Genomic DNA, 24,824 nt, shown 5'->3' with positions numbered 1-24,824 from the left:
TAAAAATTAGAAAATACAAATATGACAACATTAGAAAAAGCAAAACTTTGGTTGGGCGAAACATTTGATGAGGAAACAAGAAACGCTGTTCAGGTATTAATCGACAGCAATTCACCTGATCTGGAAGACTCTTTTTACAGAGAACTGGAATTCGGAACAGGAGGGATGAGAGGAATTATGGGCGTTGGAACCAACCGTTTAAATAAATATACTTTAGGTCAGGCAACACAGGGACTTGCCAATTATATGTTAAAGCAGTTTCAGGGAGGAGAAATTAAGGTGGCGATTGCTTATGACGTAAGAAATAACTCGAAAGAATTCGGAAAACTGGTGGCTGATGTTTTAACGGCAAACGGAATTAAAGTATTGCTTTTCAAGGATCACAGACCGACTCCTGAATTGTCTTTTACTGTGAGAAATAAAAAATGTCACGGAGGAATTGTTTTAACAGCTTCCCACAATCCGCCTGAATATAACGGTTACAAAGTATACTGGAACGACGGAGCGCAGATTGTTCCGCCACACGATGAAGCAATCATCAATGAAGTTTATTCTACAAAATTTGAAGATATTAAATTCAACGGAAATGATGATTTAATCGAATGGATCGGGGAAGAGCAGGATGATGTGTATATTGATGCATGTATCGAAAATTCTACCTATCAGAATGTAGGAAAAGAAAATTTAAACATCGTTTTCACATCCATTCACGGAACAACTTATACAACCGTTCCGAAGGCTTTGGAAAAAGCAGGATTCAAAAAAATTGATCTTGTGAAAGAGCAAATGATCCCAAGCGGAAATTTCCCGACGGTAGATTCTCCAAATCCGGAAGAACCTGCCGCTTTGGAAATGGCAATGGATTTGGCAAAAATTACCAATGCAGATATCGTGATCGGAACAGATCCGGATGGTGACAGACTGGGAATTGCGGTAAGAAATCTTGACGGTGAAATTGAATTGTTAAATGGAAACCAGACCAATACGATCCTTACGTATTATATTTTAAACGAATGGAGAAAGCAGGAAAGAATCACCGGAAAAGAATTCATCGGTTCTACGATCGTAACTTCTGATATTTTCTTTGATATTGCACAGAAATTTGGTGTAGACTGTAAAGTTGGATTAACCGGATTCAAATGGATCGGAAAAATGATCCGTGATTTTGAAGGAAAAGAAAAATTCGTTTGCGGTGGCGAAGAAAGTTTCGGTTTCATGACGGGTGACTTCGTTCGTGATAAAGATTCTTGCGGAAGTATTGTTTTAGCCTGCGAAATTGCAGCGTGGTGTAAAGCCAACGGAAGAACGATGTACCAATACATGATCGAAATTTATCAGGAGTTGGGAATGTATTATGAAGGACTGGTAAATCTGGTAAGAAAAGGAAGAGACGGAGCGGAAGAAATTCAGAATATGATGAAAAATTTCCGTGAAAATCCTCCAAAAGAATTGGCTGGTTCATTGGTTGAAGAAGTGAAAGACTTTAAAGAACAGACTAATTTTATCGTTTCAAAAGGTGAGAAACAAGTAATGAACGATATTCCGAAATCGAATGTATTGATTTATTACACTCAGGACGGAACCAAAGTCTGCGTAAGACCTTCAGGAACAGAACCAAAGATTAAATTCTATATTTCTGTAAAAGATTCCGTTACTTCTGAAGCAGATTTCAGAGATAAATTGAAGTCTTTAGAAGCAAAAATAGAAGAAGTAAGAAAGGATTTGAAATTAGATTAATTTCAAATCGATCTTCATGATAAAAAGAAGTTTAGCGGCTTTTACTCTGTTGGTTTTTATTTTTTCATGCAAAAAAGAAGCACCAAAAACTTCTGCAGGAAATATAGAAAAAAACACCGTTTCAAAAGCAGAAACAAAAGAGGATTCGTTTAAGCCTATTGATACTGCCTGTTCTTCCAGAAATAAGACGGAAGATTATATTGCAGCGTTTCAGTGGTATCAGCAGAAAACGGAAAAAGAAATTGCTCAGAATTCACCTGAACAGAATGATAAATTATACGAAGATTATATCAGGATTCGTGAAAAATATACAGCTTGTTTAAGCGAAAGTCTGAGTAAGATCCTTGAAGAATATGTGAATTATTATGATTCCGAAAGCAAAAGTTACAAGTTTCCTGAAAATATAAAGAAACTGATTGCCGAACTGAAGGAAGCTGATCTTGAATTTAAAGAAGTAGGAGAAGGATATACCGAAATATATTCGGTTCCGGATCATTATTTTTCTGTATTTAAAGATAAAGTAACTCCTGATTATAATACGTATATCGAGCAGTTAGCGAAAGAAAGCGAAGGTCTTTATTCGGCGGATGCAGGATTGGTAATTTCATGGAAAGAGTTAGGAGAAAGGACTGTTTTTTGGGAAAATTTTATAAAAAAATATCCTAAAAATTCATTGATTTCCAGAGTAAAAGAAATATACAATAATTATTTGTATGATTATTTATTCGGTATGGAGAATACACCAACTTACGAGTTTTTGGATGGAACCATATATGACGAAAACAGGAAAGAATTCAATAGGATCATAAAGAAATATCCGAATTCTGCTGTAGCTAAAAAGGCAAAAGAATTAATCAGCCTTCTGGATGCAAAAGTTCCTGAAGAAGAAGTTGTAAGAAAAATAAATATTAGAAGAATATATTAAATAAATTTAAATAAAATAAAGTGAAAGTTTCAAAATTAGCGGCGAACCTGATTGGTTCTGAAATTGTAAAAATTGGTAATGAAGTAAATGATTTAAAGGCAAAAGGAGCGGAGATTGCCAATCTTACGATTGGTGATTTGAATTCTAATATTTATCCGATTCCCGCAAAATTGAAGGAAGAAATTCAGAAAGCTTATCAGAATAATCTGACAAATTATCCGCCTGCAAACGGACTTTTATCTTTAAGAAAAGAAGTTTCCAAAGATTTAAAAACCAGATGGAATTTAGATTATTCTCCAAATGATATTTTAATTACGGCAGGTTCAAGACCTTTAATTTATGCGGTGTACAAAACAATCGTGGATGAAGGAGATAAAGTAGTGTATCCGATTCCGTCCTGGAACAATAATCATTATGCTTACCTTACTTCTGCCAATGCCGTAGAAGTAAAGACCACTCCTGAAAACAATTTCCTTCCGACTGCAGATGATCTTAGACCTCATTTAGAAGGAGCCGTTTTACTGGCACTTTGTTCACCGTTAAATCCTACCGGAACCATGTTTACAAAAGATCAGCTTGCTGAAATCTGCGAACTGGTTTTAGCGGAAAACAAAAAAAGAGGTGAAGACGAAAAACCTTTATATTTAATGTACGACCAGATTTATTCTAACCTTACTTTTGGGGCTGAACACGTAGATCCGGTTTCTCTTTTCCCTGAAATGAAAGAGTTTACGGTGTATATCGACGGTATTTCAAAATGTCTTGCCGCAACAGGAGTTCGTGTAGGATGGGGGTTTGGTCCGGTTCATATCATGGACAAAATGAAAGCTCTTTTAACGCACGTTGGAGCTTGGGCGCCAAAACCTGAACAGGAAGCAACGGCAAAATATTACGAAAATCCTGAAGATGTGAATGAATTTGTTGAAGATTTTAAAGGTAAACTGGAAGCCAGCCTGAAAGTTCTTCACGGCGGAATTCAGGATTTAAAAGGAAAAGGACTTTCTGTTGACAGCATCGAGCCAATGGGAGCACTTTATCTTACCATTAAATTAGATTATATCGGAAAAACAAAACCGGACGGAACAGTGATTGAAAACTCTTCTGATCTCGTATTCTATTTAATCAATGAAGCAGGTGTTGCTTTGGTTCCCTTCTCTGCTTTCGGGGAAGAAAAATCAGAACCTTGGTTCAGAGCTTCTGTAGGAGGTTTGGCAATCGATGAAATTGAAGTGATGATGCCAAAACTGGAAAATGCTTTGAACGCTTTAAAATAAAATATTGAAAAAATATACCAATCTAACAGTGTAACAGTTTAATAATTGTTACACTGTTAGATTTTTAAATTGTTATATTGGTAGTATGAAAATTATCGCAGTTATTCCCGCACGTTATGAAGCCAGCCGTTTTCCGGCGAAACTGATGCAGTTGTTGGGAGATAAAACCGTTATTACCACCACTTATCAGAATGTGGTAGAAACAGGTTTATTTGATGAAGTCTTTGTTGCCACAGATTCTGAAATTATTTTCGATGAAATCACTAAAAACGGAGGAAAAGCTGTAATGACCGGTCAACATGAAACCGGAAGCGACCGTATTGCCGAAGCGGTGCAGAATATCGACTGTGATATCGTGATCAATGTTCAGGGAGATGAACCTTTTTTAAAATTAGAACCTTTACAACAGCTGATCGAAGTTTTTCATCAGGATCATAATCAGGAAATTTCTTTGGCTTCATTAAAAATAAAACTTACTGAAAAAGAAGAGATTGAGAATCCGAATAACGTGAAAGTAATTACCGACAACAACGGTTTTGCACTGTATTTCAGCCGTTCTGTAATTCCGTTTCATCGTGAGATTTCATATAATGTTGATTACTTTAAACATATTGGAGTATATGCCTTCAGAAAACACGCTTTGATCCAGTTCTCAAAACTGGAAATGAAACCTCTGGAGATTTCAGAAAAGATAGAATGCATCCGCTATCTCGAATATGGCATGAAAATCAGGATGATAGAAACCAATTTCGTTGGTGTAGGAATAGATACGCCGGAAGACCTTGAAAAAGCAAGAAGATTAATTTAAAAATGTGATGTAATTCACATTTTCAAATTGTTTCATTTTCAAATTTTCAAATTAAAAAAGCCTTATATTTGAATTGATAAAATAAAATTAATGAAGAAGTTACTTTTAGTATTCGTCCTGATCATTTCACAATCCTTTTTTGCGCAAACCGCCAAAGAAATTATTGATAAAAACATTGAATTGTCCGGAGGATTAACCAATTGGAAACTATTAAATTCAGTATTGCTGCAGGGAAGAGTTATTCTGGGAATCAAGGATGAATATCCTATCAAAATTTATCAGCAGCGTCCGAATCTTACCAAAACCGTCATTACCATTAGCGGAAAAGATACAGCCATTGAAGGCTACGACGGATCAAAAGGATATGCTATGAATTATGCGACCAACAAAGTTCAGGAATATGCAGGATATGTAGCGGAAAGTTTCGACAATGATTTTATAGACTGGGAAAATAAAGGATTTGAAGCGAAATATTTAGGCAAAGAAGTGGTAGGAAATATTTACTGTCATAAAGTGGAATTAACGAAAAACGTTAACAAAAACATCTATTATTTTGACACAAAAAACTATATGTTGCTGAAAGAAGTAAAAAAAGATGAAACTTTATCGTATTCAGATTATAAAAAAGTCGGAAATTTATCCATGCCTTTCAGAATAGAATCTTCCAGTGCAAAAAAAGACGGAGATTATGTAATGCTCATCAACAGGATTGATATTAATAAGGTATTTCCTGCCAATACATTTAAATTTTAAATCAGATAATAAAATTTAGTTATGAAAAAGTTATTTTTAATGTTCTTATCAGTTGTTGCATTTTTCAACAGCTGCGCTCAGAAAAAAAGTGAAGAATCTAAAGCCAAAACCAAAGAACTTATGGGAAAATCAATATACGACTTCAAGGTTGATGCCTTGGAAGAAGGAAAGCAGATTAATTTTGCAGATTTTAAAGGAAAGAAAATCCTTATTGTAAATACTGCTTCAGAATGCGGATTCACTCCTCAATATGCTGATCTTGAAAAAGTTGCTGAAGAATATAAAGACAAATTGGTCGTGGTAGGATTTCCTGCCAACAATTTCGGAGGTCAGGAACCGGGAAGCAATAAAGAAATCGGAGCTTTCTGCCAGAAAAATTACGGAGTAACATTCCCGATGGCTGCCAAAGTTTCAGTAAAAGGAAGCGACACAGCTCCAATCTTCCAATATTTAACGGAAAAAGACCTGAACGGAGTAAAAAATACAACCATCCTTTGGAATTTTACCAAATTTTTGGTAGATGAAAACGGAAAACTGATCGATTCTTTTGTAAGTACAACAAAACCAACGGACGAAGCGATTACCAAATATTTGAAATAATATCAAAAAAATATATTTTTGTAAAGTGGATTTTGATCCACTTTTTTATTTTAAAATTTATGAAAAAACTACTAACCATTTTTATTTTGATTTTTTCAGTTAAAACATTTTCACAGGACTTTTATTTTTCTGGTAAAATGAATTACTGCACTCCGGAACATGCAGATTCTAAAAAGAACTTTGAGACCGCTTTTTTAGGATTAAAATACCCTCAGTATTATGGAGGAGTCACGGCATTACTTCTGAAAATAATAGAAAAAGATCCTAAATATTGTGATGCTTATTTTATGGCTGGATATTTTTTCAGATTGCAGGAAATGCACAAAGAAGCCCTTGCTTTATATTATGTTGCAGATAGCCTCGCTCAAAATAAGGCTCCGATTTTCAAACAGAATTTAGCCATAGAATTTATGAAATTCGGAAAGGTTGACAAGGCTAGACAAAAGTATGAGGAAATGATAAAATATTTCCCCGATAATCCTGAAGGATATTATGGAATTGGCAATACTTCTATTGTTATGGGAGATTATGATAATGGGTTAAAAAATCTGAAGCAAGCCGAAAATTTATATAATACTTCAGGAAAAGTTAAGGATGATGTTATTTATATGTACGGAATGTTGTATACCTTAAAAGAAAACTATGATGTAGCTTTACCATATCTTGAAGACGTTTACTCAACATATAAAAAAGATGATGGATATCTTTCTTTATATGCTCTTGCACTGATAAAAGTAGGTAAAAGTAAAAATGACGAAAAACTTATCAAAAAAGCTCAAAAAACTTATGATAAGGTAAAAGATAAAGTTATAGTTCAGGAAATCAGAAAAAAGTTAAATTCAGAGTTTGGTTAATTTGTATAATTGATTACAAAATTTATTCGACTCTATTTGGTTAAAATATAGTTAAATAGAGTCGAAATCAAAAGTTAATCATTGCTCTTTTCCGCAAAACAAAAAATATTCCCCAGTTTTATGCTTGAATAGCCATTGCTTTTAATCTTGGAAGAATTAATCATTGCTTTTGCCAGAACATCTGTCGGTAAAGGTTTCTGACTTTCTAACAGTCCTAGTTTATTGGCAAATTTAATGATACGGCTTCCTAAAACTTCTCCTGTTCTGTCAGAATCTTTTCTTTCCAGCATTCCCGGTTTGAAAATGGTTATTTTATTGAAATGAAGCTGTTTTACAGCATCTTCCAGTTCGCCCTTCATTTTAGAATAAAAAATTTTAGATTGGGGATTCGCTCCGTAAGCAGAAACTAGAATATAATCATCTACATTATTTTCTTTGGCAGCTTTTGCAAATTCGTACTGGTAATCAAAATCTACTTTTCTTTGTGCTTCCTTGCTTCCGGCTGCTTTTAAAGTTGTTCCGAGACAGGAAAATGCAACATCACCTTTTACTTTACCTTTCCATTCTTCAGGTTTTTCAAAATTAACGATATGCACCTTAAGTTTATCATTTTCAATTTCAAGAGGTTTTCTCACAAAAATATTTACTTCTTCAAAATCTTTATCCTGAAGTAACTGATTCACAAGGTCTTTTCCTGTAGCACCTGTTGCGCCGATAACTAAAGCTTTCATAAAGAATTTGATTTTAATTAATAATTAAAGAATTTACCTACTAAATTTACAAAATTTTAATAATATTGAACTCTCAATTTTTAAACCAATTTAATGGACGCTAACGAAATTCTGGACTATTGTTTATCGAAAAAAGGAGTAACCGAAAGTTTTCCTTTTGATAACGAAACCCTTGTGCTAAAAGTAGGAACGAAAGTATTTTTATTGATGGGTCTTGAAAGACAGCCTCTCGGAATCAATGTAAAAACAGATCCGGCGCAGAACTTCGTGAGCAGCATCCGCAAATTACAGGTGCTTATCATATGAACAAAACCCATTGGAACTCTGTGGTTATAGACGGTTTAAGAAAAGATTTAATTCTGAAAATGATCGATCAGTCGTATGAATTGGTCTTTAAATCTTTGACGAAAAAAGTAAAAGAAGAAATTTTAAACAGTTAAAAATTAAACTCTTCCGTTAATCTTTTATCTTCGTCTAATCTTTCAATTAATTTTTCAAGACCTTCAAATTTAATTTCGTCGTGAAGAAAATCTCTGAATTTTACAGTAATTTCTTCATCATAAATATCACCATCAAAATCAAGAATATAAACTTCAACTGTTAATTTTTCGCCATTTACGGTTGGGTTGGTTCCAACGCTCAACATTCCTTTATGCTGTTGGTTTTTTACAAAAACTTCAACAATATAAGCTCCTTTTTTAGGCAAAAGTTTAATGGATTCCGTTTCGATATTGGCGGTAGGATAGCCAATTGTTCTTCCGATCTTCTTCCCGTGAACAACAGTACCGGAAACAGAGTAGGAGTATCCCAACATTTCATTGGCTTCTTTAATATTTCCTGCCGAAAGTGCATTGCGGATTTTCGTAGAGCTGATGTTATTCTCGTGAATATTAATGGCTTCCATCTGTTCAACTTCAAAATCCAACTCTTTTGAAAGTTTCTGAAGCAGTTCAAAATTGCCACTTTTATTTTTCCCGAATGAATGGTCGTAACCAATAATCAGGTATTTTACATTCAGTTTTTCAATTAAAATCTGTCGTACAAATTCTTCTCCGGTTAAATTCCTGAATTCCTCATCAAATTCCTTTAGAAATAAATTCTCGATGTTGTATTTTTCCATCAGAAATTTTTTTTCTTCTAAAGTGTTTAAGAGCTTAAGATCCTCATTGGGGTTAAAAACAAATCTCGGATGCGGCCAGAAAGTAAGGACAGCGGTTTCCAGATCGTTCTGTGAACCCACTTTAATTAATTCATCAATAATACTTTTATGCCCAAGATGAACCCCGTCGAACATTCCCAAAGACAGCGCTAATGGCTTCTGAGAGGTATAATCTTTAAAATTTTTGAAAACTTTCAAACCGGAAAAATTTTGACTGCAAATATAGGAAATAATGTAACAATGTATCAATATAACAGTTTACCAATATTTAATCTCCGATTATTGTTATATTGCTAAACTGATAGATTCTTATACTTATAAAAAGATATGATAAAAATCTGTTTTTTACCAATTGCAGGTTTATGAAGAATCATTATATTTGCACCAAGAAAAAATTTAGCAATGGCAAACCAAATTAAAGGTAAAATTTCTCAAATTATTGGTCCGGTAATCGACGTTGTCTTCAGTGATGTGGAAGCAGTTCCAGCGATCTATGATGCGTTAGAAATTACAAAAGAAAACGGTGAAAAAGTAGTTTTAGAGGTAGAACAGCATATTGGCGAAGATACAGTAAGATGTATTGCAATGGATGCTACTGACGGTCTTAAAAGAGGGCAGGACGTAATCGGATACGGAAATCCTATTATGATGCCAATCGGTGAGGCTGTAAACGGAAGACTATTTAACGTTGTTGGTGATGCTATCGACGGACTTCAAAATATATCTAACGAAGGTGGTCTGCCAATTCACAGACCAGCTCCGAAATTTGATCAGCTTTCAACTTCTGCTGAAGTTTTATTTACAGGTATTAAAGTAATCGACCTTATCGAGCCTTATGCAAAAGGAGGTAAAATTGGTTTGTTCGGTGGTGCAGGTGTAGGTAAAACCGTATTGATTCAGGAGTTGATTAACAATATTGCAAAAGGACACGGAGGTCTTTCTGTTTTTGCCGGAGTAGGTGAAAGAACGAGAGAAGGAAATGACCTTTTGAGAGAGATGTTGGAATCCGGAATCATCAAGTATGGTGACGATTTCATGCACTCTATGGAAAACGGAGGTTGGGATCTTTCTAAAGTAGATTTAGAAGCAATGAAAGATTCTAAAGCAGCATTCGTTTTCGGACAGATGAACGAGCCACCTGGTGCAAGAGCGAGAGTAGCACTTTCCGGTCTTACATTAGCTGAGTACTACAGAGACGGTGGAGAAAGCGGACAGGGTAGAGACGTACTTTTCTTCGTAGACAATATCTTCCGTTTTACACAGGCTGGTTCTGAGGTATCTGCACTTTTAGGTCGTATGCCATCTGCAGTAGGTTACCAACCGACACTAGCTTCTGAAATGGGGGCGATGCAGGAAAGAATTACTTCTACTAAAAATGGTTCAATTACTTCAGTACAGGCGGTTTACGTACCTGCGGATGACTTAACTGACCCGGCTCCTGCAACTACGTTTGCTCACTTGGATGCTACAACGGTACTAGATAGAAAAATTGCTTCATTGGGTATTTATCCTGCGGTAGATCCATTGGCTTCTACTTCAAGAATCCTTGCTCCTGAAATTATCGGTGAAGAACATTATAACTGTGCACAGAGAGTAAAAGAAATTCTTCAGAGATATAAAGCACTTCAGGATATCATCGCGATTCTTGGTATGGAAGAACTTTCAGAAGAAGATAAATCAGTTGTTTACCGTGCAAGAAAAGTTCAGAGATTCCTTTCTCAGCCTTTCCACGTAGCAGAACAGTTTACAGGTATTCCAGGATCTTTGGTAGACATCAAAGATACCATTAAAGGATTCAACATGATCATCGATGGTGAATTGGATCACTTACCGGAAGCTGCTTTCAACCTGAAAGGAACTATCGAAGAAGCGATCGAAGCAGGACAAAAAATGTTAGCTGATAACGCTTAAGAAATTTTAAATGTTAAATTTTAGATTTTAGATTGAATTTCAATAATTTATAATTTAAAATCTATAATCTATAATTTCATAAAAATGAATATAAAAATTTTAACACCAGAATACGTAGTTTTTGAAGGAGAAGTAGACTCAGTATTATTGCCTGGGAAAAATGGTGAATTCCACATCATGCATAACCACGCAGGAATTGTTTCTTCTTTAATCGGTGGTAAAGTAAAATTATATGCCAAGTCGATAGATGAAGCCTATTCAAAATACTTTACAAAAGGAACGGACAAAGATTCTTTTTTCTCTTATCCTATCAAAAGCGGTGTTGTAGAATTTAATCATAATAAAGGAATTATCCTTTGTGAATAATTAAATGAAAAGCTAAATATATTTTCAAGAAAGTGTAACGAATTGTTACACTTTTTTTATTTTTGTATGAATTTGGTTTTATGAAGGGATTTTTAATTATTTTACTGTCTGTTTTAGGAGCATTTTTTAATGCGCAAACCGTTAAAATTAAAAGAGGAATTGTTGATCTTGAAGGAGTTCATGTCGCAAAACTGTCTAACAAAGGAAGAGTGTATACTTTTATGGATCTTAAAGAAACCCCGATTTATACGATAGAATTTGTAGATAAAACGGTAGTAGATTCTGTACGGGACAGTTATATTAAGCTTAAAAGAGTTTACAATCAGGATAAAACGCTCGATTTGGACTATATTTCGCCATCTGCATTTTCAGGTGAAGAAAAATCAGCAGCTTACACCTGTGTTAAAAGTCTGAAAATTATTGATGAAAGAGGAATCAATATTAAAAACCTAGATGAGCTTTTTAAAAATTCCCCTAAAAGAAAACTGGATACGAAAACGAAAGATGCTTATACCATCCGAACTAAAATTGATAAATTAAATATTACGGTAAATAATGTAGGTGAAATTTTAAGTAACGGAAAACCAGTGGGTTATTTTACTAATTTACCGGCAAGTTTTGGTTCTGATGATACCATTACGGATAAAACTTTTGTTGATATTGAAGTTTATGATGCGAACAGCAAATACATCGGAAAATATATTACGACAACTAAGCAGATTAAAACTGCCGGAGGGAAAATCTTTACTCTGTACCGCGAAATGTCGGGAAGGGCATCGATTTTAAAATTCCCAACCTACAAAGCTATTGCCGAAAGAATGGCAATTATGGATCCGAATTTTATTAAAATTCAGGAAAAAGTAATTGTGGGTGAAGTCACAAAAGACGGTGTTCAAAAGTAAAAATCATCAATAGGAACGGGCTTTAGCCCGTTTAGTTTAATAAAATTCGATTGGCTTCAGCCAAAACATAAAAAAGCTTCAGATATTTTGAAGCTTTTTTATTTAATTTTTCCTGATTAGAATTTCTAAATAATTTAAGCCTGATATTTTTTAATCTACAAACTCAGAATAACGCCATTTTCTTTCAACTGCTGCATCGGTTTAGAAAACCAGAATAATTCAAAGTCTTCAAAATTTTCTTCGAATTGAGTTTTCAATTGTTGCAAAGTTGGCTTTTTTAAATTTTCTATTGGATATTCACTAAACATTTTCATAAGCCATTTTGCGTGTTCCTGCTCCAAATCTACACTTACGACATTGGTTTTTAAGTGCGCTGTAATTTTTGTGTACGCATAAATATATTTCTTTTTATTTTTTACGCGATTCTCAGCGATTACGTTTTTAGCTAAAAATAGAACTTTAGAATTTCCTTTAAAAACAAAATCATCCTCTTCCAGAAGACAGTCATGAATATAATCCGGATGAATCGTTGTTCTCGGAATTTTAAAATCAAACCATTCTTGAAGCGGAAGTTCGAAATTAATTCCGTGCATATAATTGAATAAAGATTTTTTTAAACCAAAGCTGAATTTTCCATGATCGATTCCTGTTTTGTCTGTAAAATCAACGTCGTTGTTCGCAAACAGAATTTCCTGTTTGATGGGAGTTACTCCAAATTCTTCGGGATTTAATCCCACTGGTGAATGAGCAGTCATCGCAAACTGATGCCAGAATCCACTTTGTAAAATTCCCATCTCAAAAAGCTGACGAACCATTTCCAGAGAATCCACTGTTTCCTGAATAGTTTGAGTAGGATAGCCATACATTAGATAAGCATGAATCATGATTCCGGCTTCTGTAAAATTTCTTGTTACTTTGGCAACCTGTTCTACAGAAATTCCTTTATCGATCAATTTCAAAAGTCGGTCACTCGCAACTTCCAGTCCACCTGAAACGGCAACACAACCGGAAAGTTTTAAAAGAAAACACAAATCTTTGGTGAAACTTTTCTCAAAACGAATATTCGTCCACCACGTTACGACCAGATTCCTTCTTAAGATTTCCAATGCAACTTCACGCATCAATGCCGGAGGAGCCGCTTCATCCACAAAATGAAATCCTGTTTCTCCAGTTGTCCGAATCAATTCTTCCATTCTGTCAACCAGAATTTTAGCTGAAATCGGTTCGTAAATTTTAATATAATCTAAAGAAATATCGCAAAAAGTACATTTTCCCCAATAACAGCCATGCGCCATTGTGAGCTTATTCCATCTTCCGTCACTCCACAAACTGTGCATAGGATTGGCAATTTCAATTACAGAGATGTATTTATCTAATTGTAAATCAGAATAATCGGGAGTTCCGATATCGGCTTGTTTGTAATCGTGTCTTGTGGAATTATTTTTATAGGAAACTTCTCCGTTTTCAATTAAAAAAGTTCTTTTGACTTCGACAGGCTCAGTCACCTTCGAAATTATATTTTGATAAAGTAATTCAATCGGAAGTTCTCCGTCATCCAAAGTAATAAAATCAAAAAACTCAAAAACTCTTTGATCTTTTAATTCTCTAAGTTCTGTATTCGGAAATCCGCCGCCCATTGCAGTTTTAATGTGCGGATAATTTTCTTTGATGTATTTCGCACAACGAAAAGCAGAATATAAATTTCCCGGAAAAGGAATAGAAAAACAAATCAGCTTTGGCTGAACAAACTCTAATTTTTCCTGAAGAATTTTTAAAGTAAAATCATCTATAAAAGTAGGTTCACCGCAAATTTTAGAATAGAGTTCATCAAAAGAATTGGCACTTTTTCCTAATCTTTCCGCATAACGGCTAAATCCAAAATCGGGATCAATATTTTCAACAATATAATCCGAAAGATCTTCTAAATACAAAGTTGCCAAATGTTTGGCTTTATCCTGAAGCCCCATATTTCCGAAAGAAAATTCCATATCATCAAGCTGATTGAATCGGGAGGCTTCCGGAAGAAAGTTCATCGAACAGATTTGTCTTGCCAACGTTGGGGTTTTACCCTGCAGAAAAGCAATAACCTGATCGATCGTTTTGAGATACTCTTCTTTTAAAACATAAATTCTCTGAGCGTTTTCTGAAATATTTTGAAGATCAATTTCTTTGGCAAAAATTTTCTGAAGTCCGTCTTTCGAGAATAGTTTCAAAATGACCTCAATTCCCAAATCTGTCTGAAAGCTGGAAATATTTTTGGTATTCAGAAAACCTTTAATATAAGCTGTTGCCGGATAAGGCGTGTTAAGCTGAGTGAAAGGCGGAGTAATGAGAAGTAGATCTTTCAAAAGAAAATTTTTGCAAAGTTATTTTAAATATTCAGATTCTGAAAATTTATGACCGTTTAAAACAAAACCACTGATCGGATGTCAGTGGTTTTTTAATTTATTTTATATTCAGATTAAATTTCTTTGAAACTTAAACCTTGTTCTGCCAACAGTTTTTGTTCCTGATCTTTGTAATAACCACTTACTAATTTATCGTGAATGGCTTCAAACGCTGCAAGGGTTTCATTGATTTCAACATCGGTGTGAGAAGCTGTAGGAATTAATCTTAACAAAATCATTCCTTTCGGAATTACAGGGTATACTACTACCGAAGTAAAGATTCCGTAGATTTCTCTTAAATCTTTTACCAGAAGGGTAGCTTCTACCGGGGTTCCCTGCATCATCACCGGAGTTACACAAGTGTTTGTGTCTCCAATGTTAAAGCCTCTTTCTTTAAGACCATTCTGTAATTTGTAAGTATTTTCCCAAAGTTTTGCTTTGATTTCCGGTCTTGTTCTCAGCAGTTCCAGTCTCTTTAAACCTCCGATTACCATTGGCATCGTTAAAGATTTAGCAAAGATCTGAGATCTTAGATTGAATTTCAGGTATCTGATAATTTCTTTATCACCCGCGATGAATGCTCCAAAACCCGCCATAGATTTGGCAAAAGTAGAGAAGTACACATCAATCTGATCCTGACAACCCTGTTCTTCACCGGCTCCGGCTCCTGTTTTTCCAAGAGTTCCGAATCCGTGAGCGTCATCAACTAAAAGTCTGAATTTATATTTTGATTTTAATTCACAGATTTCTTTTAATTTACCTTGTTGTCCTCTCATTCCGAAAACCCCTTCGGTAATCACTAAAATTCCTCCTCCGGTTTCTTCCGCTACTTTGGTTGCTCTTTCAAGGTTTTTTTCAAGACTGGCAATATCGTTATGTCTGTACGTAAATCTTTTTCCTGCGTGAAGTCTTACACCGTCTACGATACAAGCGTGAGAATCAACATCGTAAACGATTACATCGTTTCTTCCCACCAAAGCATCAATGGTAGAAACCATTCCCTGATAACCGAAATTTAATAAATATGCAGATTCTTTCTGAACAAAATCAGCCAGTTCTTTTTCCAATTGCAAATGCTGCTCAGTTTCTCCCGACATTGCTCTTGCGCCCATCGGATAAAACATTCCGAATTCTGCCGCTGCTTTTGCATCAGCTTCCAGAACTTCAGGATGATTACACATTCCCAAATAATCATTCGCGCTCCAGAAAATAACTTCTCTTCCCTGAAACTGCATTCTCGGTCCGATTGGTCCTTCTAATCTCGGGAAAATAAAATAGCCTTCACCATAATCTGCAAATTGTCCAAGAGGTCCTGGATTTTCTTTTATTCTGTCAAAAATATCCAACATTTTTATTAATATTTTAAGTAAAAAAGCCTTTTGCGATTACAAAAAGGCTTGATTTGTATAAATTTTTCGTCCTTATTTAATGAATTCAGTTTTAAAAACTTCGTCGTAGTTGTGCACGCAGTTGTTTATAAATCCTTGTTCTGCCATCCACTTATCACTGTATACTTTAGTGATATATCTTGAACCGTGATCCGGGTAAATCAATACAACTAAATCATTTTCTGAAAATTCGTGAGATTGGGCATATTGCATTAAAGCCTGTGTAACGGCTCCTGTTGTATAACCTCCCATAATTGCTTCTTTCAAAGCGATTTCACGGGTTCTGTAAGCCGACATTTCGTCATTTACTCTTACAAATTCATCTACTTTATCGAAAAGAAGGGCAGAAGGGATTAAATTTTTTCCCATACCTTCAATCTGATAAGGATGAACATCTTCTTTATGAATTTCTCCGGTTTCGTGGTAGCTTTTCAGGATAGATCCGTCTGCATCCACTCCAATGATTTTAATATCCGGATTTTTCTCTTTTAAGAATTTTGCTGAACCTGACAGAGTTCCTCCGGTTCCTGTACACGCAAAAAGGTGAGTTACTTTTCCCTGAGTCTGTTCCCAGATTTCAGGACCTGTGGTCTGGTAATGCGCATCAATATTCAATTCATTGAAATACTGGTTGATATAAACGGAATTAGGCGTTTCTGAAGCGATTCTTTTGGCAACTTCATAATAGGATCTCGGATCATCTGCGGGAACATTGGCAGGGCAGATATAAACGGTAGCTCCTAAAGCTTTCAGATAGGCAATTTTTTCAGGCTTGGTTTTATCACTTACCGCCAGAATACATTTATATCCCTTGATGATACAAACCATTGCAATTGAGAATCCTGTATTTCCTGAAGTAGTTTCCACCACTACGGAATCTTCTTTTAATAAACCTTTTTTCTCAGCGTTTTCTATAATATGAAGTGCGATTCGATCTTTTGTGGAATGTCCAGGATTATATGATTCTAACTTGGCATAAACGGTTGCAGGAATATCTTTCGTCACAGTGTTAAGCTTCACCATAGGAGTATTTCCTATTAGGCCAAGTATATTATCGTAAACATTACTCATTATTTGTTATTTTTCAATAAAAATCTGTCGGCAAAAATACAAAAAAATAAATTTATTTCTAAACTTTTGTTTGATTTCTAACCTCTAAAATAGATAAAAAATTGTTTTCTGTTGCTATCTAAAGATGAAACTTTTCAAAAAGCGAGCCAAAATCTTTAAATTTTGTTAAAAACCGTCTAAAATCATATAAAAGCCTTATTTTCGCGTAATTGATTTATTACTATGAAAAATTGGACTTTTAAGCAATGGAACACCATTCTCGGATGGGTCGTTTTCGTCATTGCATTTTTCACGTACTTGTCCACCATAGAACCGAATTTCAGTTTTTGGGATTGTGGCGAGTATATTTCCTCGGCGGTAAAACTTGAAGTAACGCACGCTCCGGGAGCGGCTTTGTTTCAGATTGTGGGTGCTGTGGCAGCCATTTTTGCTTTAGGAAAGGGCGAAAATTATTCTATCGTGATCAACGCGATGTCTGCATTGTTTAGTGCGTTTACGATTTTGTTTTTGTTCTGGACTATTACACATCTTGTAAGAAGGCTTTTAAACAAGGATTTTGATGACATTACAAAACATCAGGAGATTTCTATTCTTTTTGCAGGAGTTGTAGGAGCGTTATGCTTCACCTTTTCAGATACCTTCTGGTTCTCTGCGGTAGAAGGGGAAGTTTACTCGATGGCTTCTATGTTTATCGCACTTTTGGTCTGGTTAATTACCAAATGGGAGAATGAATATCAGGCGAAAGATAGCGAGAGATGGATTATTTTAATTTTCTTCATTCTCGGACTTTCAGTAGGGGTTCACATGATGTGTATGCTGGCGATTCCGGCAATTTGTCTTATCTATTATGCGAGAAATTATACTTTCACCTGGAAGAATTTCATTTGGGCAAATGTAATTACACTGGTAATCTTAGCCATTGTTTTCAAAGGGATTTTCCCATTAATCATGACGATGTTCGGGAAACTTGAAATTTTCTTTGTGAACGGTTTAGGTCTTCCTTTCCATTCAGGAACCATTGCTGCTTTTATTTTAATGGTTGCGATCTGCTATTTCCTGATTTCTTACGCAAGAAAGATGAAGAAAAATCTTTATCAGACAGTTGCCTTATCCATTGTTTTCATGATGATCGGTTTTTCATGCTGGATGGTTATTCCTATCCGGGCAAATGCCAATCCGCCAATGAACCTTAATGATCCGGACAACGCCATCGGAATGCTGGACTATTATAACAGAGAACAATACGGAGACTGGCCGACAATTTACGGTCAGAATTATACGGCTTTTCTGGATGCAAACGGAATTGAGAAAAATGAAGACGGAAGCTTCAAAACTCAGAAAACCGGAGAAATTTACGAAAAAGACGAGAAAACAGGAACGTACAGAAAAACGGGAGACCGATTCAATTATGTTTTCAACAAGGCTCATGTAGGTTTTATGCCAAGAATGTTCAATGAGGACAAAGATGTAATGGCAAACTACATTTCAATGTACGGTGCGCCGGATTTCACCTTTAATTACAGTAATGAAGATGTTGCAGACAGCCCTGAAGCGAAGCAGATTTTCGATGAATTAAGAAAGAAATATGAAGACGGATCTATTACCGCTGCAGATTATTTAAAAGTAAAACCATACAACTTAATCAACGTTCAGAAGCCTTCTCTGGCTCAGAATATGGATTATTTCATCACGTTCCAGAACGGATATTACTTTGTAAGATATCTGATGTGGAATTACGTAGGTCGCCAGAATGATCTTGAAGGTAACATGGAAAGCACAAGAGGAAACTGGATCTCAGGAATTTCTTTTATTGATGATGCTTTATGGGGAAATCAGGAAAAGATGCCTGCAAAATTCAAAAATGAAAGTACCGTAAAATTTTTCTTTTTACCTTTAATTTTAGGATTAATCGGATTCTTTTTCCAGCTTAACAGAGATTTCGGAAGATTTTATGCAATGCTTTCAATCTTTGTATTGATGAGTGTAGGAATCGTTTTCTATACCGGAGTAAAACCTTTTGAACCGAGAGAGAGAGATTATGCAATGGTAGGTTCATTCTACGTTTTTGCCATCTGGATCGGATTGGGAGCAGGAGCAATTCTTTGGTTCTTGCAGTCTAAAATCAAATCAAATGCAGCAAATATTGTTGCAGGAGTGGTTCTTCTTGGAGTTCCTTTCATGATGGGCTTCCAGAATTATAATGTACATAACAGACACGACAGATATACTTCTTACGATTACGGATATTCTGTATTGAAATCTCTGCCTAAAAACGATATTGTTTTCGTTTACGGAGATAACGATACGTATCCGGTTTGGGCAATTCAGGAGACTGAAAACTTCAGAGATGATGTAAAAGTAGTTAACTTTACCTTAGCTTCCACACCTTGGAATATCGATCAGATTAAGAGAAGAACGTACAATGCGGCTCCTGTTCCGGGAGTTTTAACGCATGACGATTACAGAGACGGTGTAAACGACCAGATCTATATGATGAAGAAGGAAGACTGGCAGGGACTTTTCTCAATGTTAAAAGAACAGGGAGCTCCGCCAACAGAATTTGCGGAATTCAGAAAATATCTTACTCAGGATTCTATGACGATGAAAGAAGCGATCAGCTTCCTGAAATATACTTCTCCGGCGAAAAATGAACTTCTTAAAATGTATTTCGGGGAAGAAAAATTCGAGAAATATAATATCTTACCTGTCAATAAATTTATTTTACCTGTCAATAAAGAAAATGCGGTAAAATCAGGAATTATTAAAGCGGCAGATCTTCCGGAAACAGTCAATCAGATCATGATTAGTTATAAAGGAAATACGCTGTATAAAAACAATTTAATTTTACTTGATGTTTTAGCGAATTTCGACTGGAAAAGACCAATCAACTTCTCTTCGGGAGGAATCTATGACAGCGAAAATATTTTCTTCTTAGATGAATATCTTCAGTTTGACGGATTCAGCTACAGATTAGTTCCGATTCATACTCCGCAATCGCAGGGCGGAGATATGGGAAGAGTAGATGCCAATTCTCTTTACAATGTGGTTAAAAACTTCAGATGGGGTAATTTTAAGAATTTAAATGCCCACTTTGACGAAACTGCAACGTCTAACATTATGAGCTACAGAGCTTCTGCAAGCAGAGCAGCAGCAGCTTTAGCAACGATGGGAGAAAAAGGAAAAGCACTGGAATTATTGGATTTAGCTTCTAAAGAAATCCCTGCTGAAAAATACAACGATCCTCGTTCTCTAAGCTCAATGGTTTACGGATATATTGTTGCAGGACAGGAGAAAAAAGGATTACAGCTTGCTGAAGTTCTGAAAAAAGGAATTTTTGAAGAATACGATTATTACATGAGCCTGAGCAAATCTGACCAGAGTTATCTGAAAAGACAGATCAGAACAAAACCAATGGAATATTCTTTAGTAATCTCTGCCGTTACGGATGCTTATTCGAAGATTGGAAGAAAAGATAAAGCATATGATTATCTGATAAAATCCATCGAGCCGATTGATAAGAAATTCAACACTTTTGTAGAAAACCTTAAAGAAATGGGCAAAGAGAAAGCGATGAAGGAATCTGAACAGGTACAGAAAATCACTCCTTTTTACCAGTATCTTTTCGATGTAATGGAACCTTTTGATTCTACTTACTCCAAAGAAAAAGAGGCGCAGATCACCAATTCAATTATTAAAGCAACGCAATAATAACAAAACTTAAAACGGAACTTCGGTTCCGTTTTTTTTATGTATTGGGATTCAGAAATTTTAAGATTATATTTGTGGGATCAAAGAAGCACAATGGTAGAGACGAAAAATAACAAAATCCCGGTGTATGCTGTAATTTTTACAGTCGTTTTTAAACTTTTATTTTTACTTACCCGCTACATTCAGGAAGATGCATTCATCACCTGGAGAGTCGCACAAAATCTTCTGGATTACGGAGTAATCGGATTTAACGGCGATACGAAAATATCTGCATCTACAACGCATCTTTATGTTTTTGTATCTTATCTCTTCAATTTAATTTTAGGGAAAGACAATTTCATAGAACCACTTCTTGTATTTAATTCCATACTTTTCACGATAGGAACTTTATTTCTTTCGAATCTGGTTCTGAAAAATGTCTGGCACAAAGCTGTTTTTATCTTTTTGATAGGAATCTTACCGCCATCAATTAAAATTTCCATCCTCGGAATGGAGTACGGAATTCTTTTCTTTTTAGAAATGGCTCTGCTGTATTATGGCTTTCATAACGGTAAAAAGTGGGCTCTGATTGTATTGCCAATCCTCATTTTGTTTACAAGAATTGATACGGTTATCTTTTTGGGAATTGTGTTTATAATCGATCTTTTGTGGAATAAAAAGATTCGGTGGACTTATATTTTAGGAGGGATTTTAGGGATTTCAGTTGTTTTGGCTTTCAACTGGTTATACTTTGGTGAATGGGTTAACAATACGATTGTCGCCAAAAAACTGGCGTATGACAACCATTTTACTCTGCAACAGGATCTTGAATGTTTCAGGCTGAACTTCGGAAACTTCTGGGGAATGCTGAAACTTCCCGGAGATTTTAATCCGCTCACTGTTTTATTGCTCGTCTTTGAATTGCTGTGCTTTATTTATCTGGTAAGACAGAGAGACAGAAGAAACATTTTCTTATGGATGATCTTCATTTTCGGATGGGTAAAACAGTTCATATTCCTTTCTCAGAAAAGTCTTTTCGACTGGTATTATTGGGTTCCGCAGATCTTACTTTTCGTGCCTGTCCTGATTTTTGTGTTGGAGCAGAAAGTAAAAAGAGATCTCTGGTTATCTTTATTGGTTATCGTCTATATCATTCCGATGTTAGCTTTTCAGACGGTACATTCAATTGCTACCGGAAACGGGGAATGGAATTACAGAAGAACAATCGGAACATTTTTAAACCAATATGAGAAAGACAAAAACCAATGGATTTTCCTTGAACCTGCAGGTTATGTTCCATATTTTTCAGGGTTAAAAACCATCGATGAAGTAGGTTTGGTGGATAAAAAAGTACAGGAAGAAATCAGAAAAGACAAGCCGAATTTCTGGATCAATACCGTAAAAAACAGAAAACCTAAATATCTTCTTTCTTACGACGACCTGTTTACATCTAAAAATGCAGAATATTTAAAACTTCATTATAAACTGATTAAAGAATTCCGTGTAAAGGACCATCTGAAAAGTGATAATAAGATTTTAGAAAAGATTTATATTTTAAAACCTTCCGGAACGGATTATAATTTATACGAAAGAATTGATTAATTTGGCTGGAAATGCTGGAAGCTGAAAGTTATCAGCAATTTTTTAAAGACTGTATCCGTGAAAAATATTTGCAAGCTAATTTTAGTATTTATTTTACCAATTTTATTTGGATGTAAAGACGAATTACAAAGAAAAGAATTTCTAAAAACTGCAAAAATTTATCTTAGCAAAGAGTTAAAAAATAATGCAGATTATAAATCCTTAGACTCTTTGAGAATATTAAAAATTGACACATTGTCTGATAAAGATGAATTATATCTGTATATATGTCAATTATATAGATATAAAAACCATTTATTATCACAATCAAAATCGCCGAAAGATTTGTACGAATTAAAATATGGAACTGATGATTTTGATTCGCAAATGTATGAAGACTACGTAAAGTTAGAATATAAGTCTGTAAAAGAAAAAGAAGCAAAATTTAATGTTCTGAGGGATTCTATTGACTTTATTAAAAAACAAATAAAACATTATGAACAAATATTAGTCAAAAAAGATAGTTTAAATTTATGTATGTATGAAGTTGAATATAGTTATCAAATAACAAATAAAAATATGATTACTAAAAAAGGTGAGACATATTTATTATTTACAAAGGATATGAAAATGATTGAAGATAAAAATCTGGAAATAAAAAATCTTCACAAATTTCCATTTATTAAATAGAAAAACTGCAGATAAGATCGTATTGCCAAAATGCGGGGCTTTAGTGTTAATTGAACTACTTTACTTTTATTTCTGCTAATATTTTCCAATTCCACATTTTGATTAACTTAGTTTCATTGAAAAAACATTGGCTATGATTGGACTGAACTTAAACTTTCGTTCAAATTAAGCCCGCACTTCGCCAATACTTTTTCCGTTTAATGCATAACCAATAAAACACAATAACCCTAAAAACTCTCAAACTTAAATGAAATACTGTGCATTTCTCCGCGGCGTCAACGTAAAAGGAACCAATATGAAAATGGCAGAAGTCTGTCAGGTTTTCAAAAATGCCGGAATGAGCGACGTTGTTTCAGTTTTGGCATCGGGAAATATTGTTTTTTCATCCGATAAAAAAAGTGATGAATTAAAGCTGATTCTTGAGAAAGCGATGTCTGAACATTTCTCTTACGAAGCTTATCTGTTTATAAAATCTCAGCAAGAAACAGAACAGTTTTGGAACGGAAATCCTTTTGAAAAGAATGATGATCTTCATGTGTATGCCTTTGCAGGAAATGATGGCGTGGAAAATATTTTAATGAAGGAATTTGAAAATGCTGTGAAATCTGAAAATGAAAGTGCAGAAATTGTGAATCATATTTTTTACTGGCAGGTTTCCAAAGGAAATACACTAGATTCTGCTTTTGGAAAAATTTTAGGTAAAAAAAGCATGAAAGATCAGTTTACAAGCAGAAATATCAATACTTTTGAGAAAATTTTAAAGAAATTTTAAATCGATTTCTCTTATACATGCTTCGAAAGTTTCTGAATGGGTATAAAACTTGTTTGAATTTAATAGCTGTAACCATTACAAAGGTTCCAAATATTCATTAAATACTATATTGTCATCAGTTATCAAAACTCGCTTTATTATGGAAAAAGCTTAAAGCATGTTACTACCGTTTGGAATATATTCTTATTATCAATTATTTTGATGGGATTATTTCTTTAAAATCATTACGTTTTCCCGTAAATCCCATATAAAAAATATTTCTTTATTTTGTGGAAAATTTTAATCATGAAGAAATATTTATCACTCGTATTATTTTTAATACATGGTATTTTGTTTTGCCAAAATGATATTAAAGGATTTAATGAACGTTATTTTGTTGGAGACGAAATCGGAAGCCTTAAAGGAAAGACACTAGTTGCTCTACCTAAAAAAGATTTGGAGAAAGAGTTTGGGTATAGTGACTTTTATGAAGAATTTGAACTAAAGAATATTTACAAGAAGTCTTCTAAATATTATTCCTCAAATTATGATGATATTGCTAATAAAAAATTCTTATTAAGCGATGTAAAAAAAATTGACGATTTATTATACCCGAAATATATTCTTACTTTAATTGATGAAGAAGATGATTATGTTTATTTCAAATATGATGTTAAAAACCCCACTCTCTTTCCTTTTATAACTGAACAACCTATTGAATTGACTATTGACTATTGCTCCAAAATCGATATAAAAAAAGATAAATTTACTAATATTATAACAAAAAGATCACCAGCAAGCGATCCCGTTTGTTTTATTAAAGATGGTAGTTATTATCTAAGGTTAATTACGTATGGATCAACACCTGTAGTAGATGGAAATGGTGTTATTATATTATTATCTAATGGTAAAAAAATTATCAAAAGCACAGAGATAGATGTCGATGTTGAAGATGGCAAATATGAATATCGCGCATTTATACGGTTGAATAAATCCGATATAGATTTATTGTCAAAATATGCTATTGAAGATTTTAAGCTTTATATTTTTGAAAACACTCAAAAATTAAGTGGAGAAATTTATAAAGAGTATCTAAAATGCATTATTAAATAACTCTCTTCATAGTTCTTCATAGTACTAATTGCTTTTTCTACAGTTCTTATATTAACCTTGCAATTTCCAGCAATTTCCCTTTTACGCTCCATGCTCGATTCGATATGTTTATGGCTTTCGTATTGCTCATAAATAG

20 protein-coding genes and 1 pseudogene are annotated in these 24,824 nt (G+C 34.5%); 16 read left to right on the top strand and 5 right to left on the bottom strand.

The features are described 5' to 3' along the window. Nucleotides 1-21: 21 nt before the first annotated feature. From KKI44_RS03350 to KKI44_RS03320, 7 genes are all read left to right on the top strand, one after another. On the top strand, nt 22-1,737 hold the full coding sequence (locus KKI44_RS03350; protein ID WP_214589833.1) for a phospho-sugar mutase: 1,716 nt from the start codon (nt 22-24) through the stop codon (nt 1,735-1,737). Nucleotides 1,738-1,753: 16 nt separating this feature from the next. Continuing rightward, on the top strand, nt 1,754-2,662 hold the full coding sequence (locus tag KKI44_RS03345; RefSeq protein ID WP_214589832.1) for a hypothetical protein: 909 nt from the start codon (nt 1,754-1,756) through the stop codon (nt 2,660-2,662). A gap of 20 nt (nt 2,663-2,682) precedes the next feature. Then, nucleotides 2,683-3,936: a pyridoxal phosphate-dependent aminotransferase gene (locus KKI44_RS03340; protein ID WP_116099159.1), complete on the top strand. Its 1,254-nt coding sequence runs from the start codon at nt 2,683-2,685 to the stop codon at nt 3,934-3,936. Nucleotides 3,937-4,021: 85 nt separating this feature from the next. Continuing rightward, nucleotides 4,022-4,744, top strand: coding sequence for a 3-deoxy-manno-octulosonate cytidylyltransferase (gene kdsB, locus KKI44_RS03335; RefSeq protein WP_214589831.1), 723 nt, complete (start codon nt 4,022-4,024; stop codon nt 4,742-4,744). Between the two features lie 90 nt (nt 4,745-4,834). Further along, nucleotides 4,835-5,497, top strand: coding sequence for a histidine kinase (locus tag KKI44_RS03330; RefSeq protein WP_076390160.1), 663 nt, complete (start codon nt 4,835-4,837; stop codon nt 5,495-5,497). 21 nt (nt 5,498-5,518) lie between these two features. After that, nucleotides 5,519-6,097 (top strand): glutathione peroxidase, encoded by a 579-nt coding sequence (locus KKI44_RS03325; RefSeq protein WP_076390161.1) that lies wholly within the window; start codon nt 5,519-5,521, stop codon nt 6,095-6,097. Between the two features lie 59 nt (nt 6,098-6,156). Then, nucleotides 6,157-6,951, top strand: coding sequence for a tetratricopeptide repeat protein (locus KKI44_RS03320; RefSeq protein WP_214589830.1), 795 nt, complete (start codon nt 6,157-6,159; stop codon nt 6,949-6,951). A 74-nt stretch (nt 6,952-7,025) separates the two neighbouring features. Here the strand turns inward: KKI44_RS03320 and KKI44_RS03315 are convergent, their stop codons facing one another. Further along, nucleotides 7,026-7,682, bottom strand: coding sequence for an NAD(P)H-binding protein (locus KKI44_RS03315; RefSeq protein WP_214589829.1), 657 nt, complete (start codon nt 7,680-7,682; stop codon nt 7,026-7,028). Between the two features lie 93 nt (nt 7,683-7,775). Here KKI44_RS03315 and KKI44_RS03310 point away from each other — a divergent pair. Then, nucleotides 7,776-8,122 (top strand): annotated as a pseudogene (locus KKI44_RS03310) (MmcQ/YjbR family DNA-binding protein). Here the strand turns inward: KKI44_RS03310 and KKI44_RS03305 are convergent. Further along, nucleotides 8,119-9,039, bottom strand: a complete 921-nt coding sequence (locus KKI44_RS03305) for a bifunctional riboflavin kinase/FAD synthetase (protein WP_214589828.1) — start codon at nt 9,037-9,039, stop codon at nt 8,119-8,121. The pseudogene KKI44_RS03310 and the gene KKI44_RS03305 sit on opposite strands and share 4 nt — an antisense overlap. Nucleotides 9,040-9,243: 204 nt before the next feature. Here KKI44_RS03305 and atpD point away from each other — a divergent pair, with 204 nt between their 5' ends. The 3 genes from atpD to KKI44_RS03290 all read left to right on the top strand — a co-directional run bounded on the left by atpD (nt 9,244) and on the right by KKI44_RS03290 (nt 12,020). Continuing rightward, entirely contained in the window at nt 9,244-10,752 is a 1,509-nt protein-coding gene (atpD, locus tag KKI44_RS03300) for a F0F1 ATP synthase subunit beta (protein WP_116099167.1), read from the top strand. A gap of 84 nt (nt 10,753-10,836) precedes the next feature. Beyond that, nucleotides 10,837-11,118 carry a FoF1 ATP synthase subunit delta/epsilon gene (locus KKI44_RS03295; protein ID WP_214589827.1) on the top strand — a complete coding sequence of 94 codons (282 nt, stop codon included), beginning with the start codon at nt 10,837-10,839 and terminating at the stop codon, nt 11,116-11,118. A gap of 80 nt (nt 11,119-11,198) precedes the next feature. Next, on the top strand, nt 11,199-12,020 hold the full coding sequence (locus KKI44_RS03290) for a hypothetical protein (protein WP_214589826.1): 822 nt from the start codon (nt 11,199-11,201) through the stop codon (nt 12,018-12,020). Nucleotides 12,021-12,175: 155 nt separating this feature from the next. Here the strand turns inward: KKI44_RS03290 and KKI44_RS03285 are convergent, their stop codons facing one another. From KKI44_RS03285 to KKI44_RS03275, 3 genes are all read right to left on the bottom strand, one after another. Then, nucleotides 12,176-14,368: a B12-binding domain-containing radical SAM protein gene (locus KKI44_RS03285; protein ID WP_214589825.1), complete on the bottom strand. Its 2,193-nt coding sequence runs from the start codon at nt 14,366-14,368 to the stop codon at nt 12,176-12,178. A 113-nt stretch (nt 14,369-14,481) separates the two neighbouring features. Further along, the gene (locus tag KKI44_RS03280; RefSeq protein WP_214591091.1) at nt 14,482-15,753 is read right to left on the bottom strand and encodes an aminotransferase class I/II-fold pyridoxal phosphate-dependent enzyme; all 1,272 of its coding nucleotides are present in this window, start codon (nt 15,751-15,753) and stop codon (nt 14,482-14,484) included. Nucleotides 15,754-15,828: 75 nt separating this feature from the next. Continuing rightward, nucleotides 15,829-16,866 (bottom strand): PLP-dependent cysteine synthase family protein, encoded by a 1,038-nt coding sequence (locus KKI44_RS03275; RefSeq protein WP_214589824.1) that lies wholly within the window; start codon nt 16,864-16,866, stop codon nt 15,829-15,831. 222 nt (nt 16,867-17,088) lie between these two features. Here KKI44_RS03275 and KKI44_RS03270 point away from each other — a divergent pair, with 222 nt between their 5' ends. The 5 genes from KKI44_RS03270 (at nt 17,089) to KKI44_RS03250 (ending at nt 24,688) form a co-directional block, all read left to right on the top strand. Next, entirely contained in the window at nt 17,089-20,574 is a 3,486-nt protein-coding gene (locus KKI44_RS03270; protein WP_214589823.1) for a protein O-mannosyl-transferase family, read from the top strand. Between the two features lie 93 nt (nt 20,575-20,667). Further along, nucleotides 20,668-22,155: a hypothetical protein gene (locus KKI44_RS03265; protein WP_214589822.1), complete on the top strand. Its 1,488-nt coding sequence runs from the start codon at nt 20,668-20,670 to the stop codon at nt 22,153-22,155. A gap of 57 nt (nt 22,156-22,212) precedes the next feature. Beyond that, complete coding sequence (locus KKI44_RS03260) at nt 22,213-22,824, top strand: hypothetical protein (protein WP_214589821.1); 612 nt, start codon at nt 22,213-22,215, stop codon at nt 22,822-22,824. 247 nt (nt 22,825-23,071) lie between these two features. Next, nucleotides 23,072-23,596: a DUF1697 domain-containing protein gene (locus KKI44_RS03255; protein ID WP_214589820.1), complete on the top strand. Its 525-nt coding sequence runs from the start codon at nt 23,072-23,074 to the stop codon at nt 23,594-23,596. A gap of 285 nt (nt 23,597-23,881) precedes the next feature. Next, nucleotides 23,882-24,688 carry a hypothetical protein gene (locus KKI44_RS03250; RefSeq protein ID WP_214589819.1) on the top strand — a complete coding sequence of 269 codons (807 nt, stop codon included), beginning with the start codon at nt 23,882-23,884 and terminating at the stop codon, nt 24,686-24,688. Nucleotides 24,689-24,824: the final 136 nt, after the last annotated feature.

It is taken from the genome of Chryseobacterium sp. ZHDP1 (assembly GCF_018603435.1).
Taxonomy (GTDB): domain Bacteria; phylum Bacteroidota; class Bacteroidia; order Flavobacteriales; family Weeksellaceae; genus Chryseobacterium; species Chryseobacterium indicum.
This window is presented reverse-complemented; position numbering and strand designations above follow the sequence as displayed.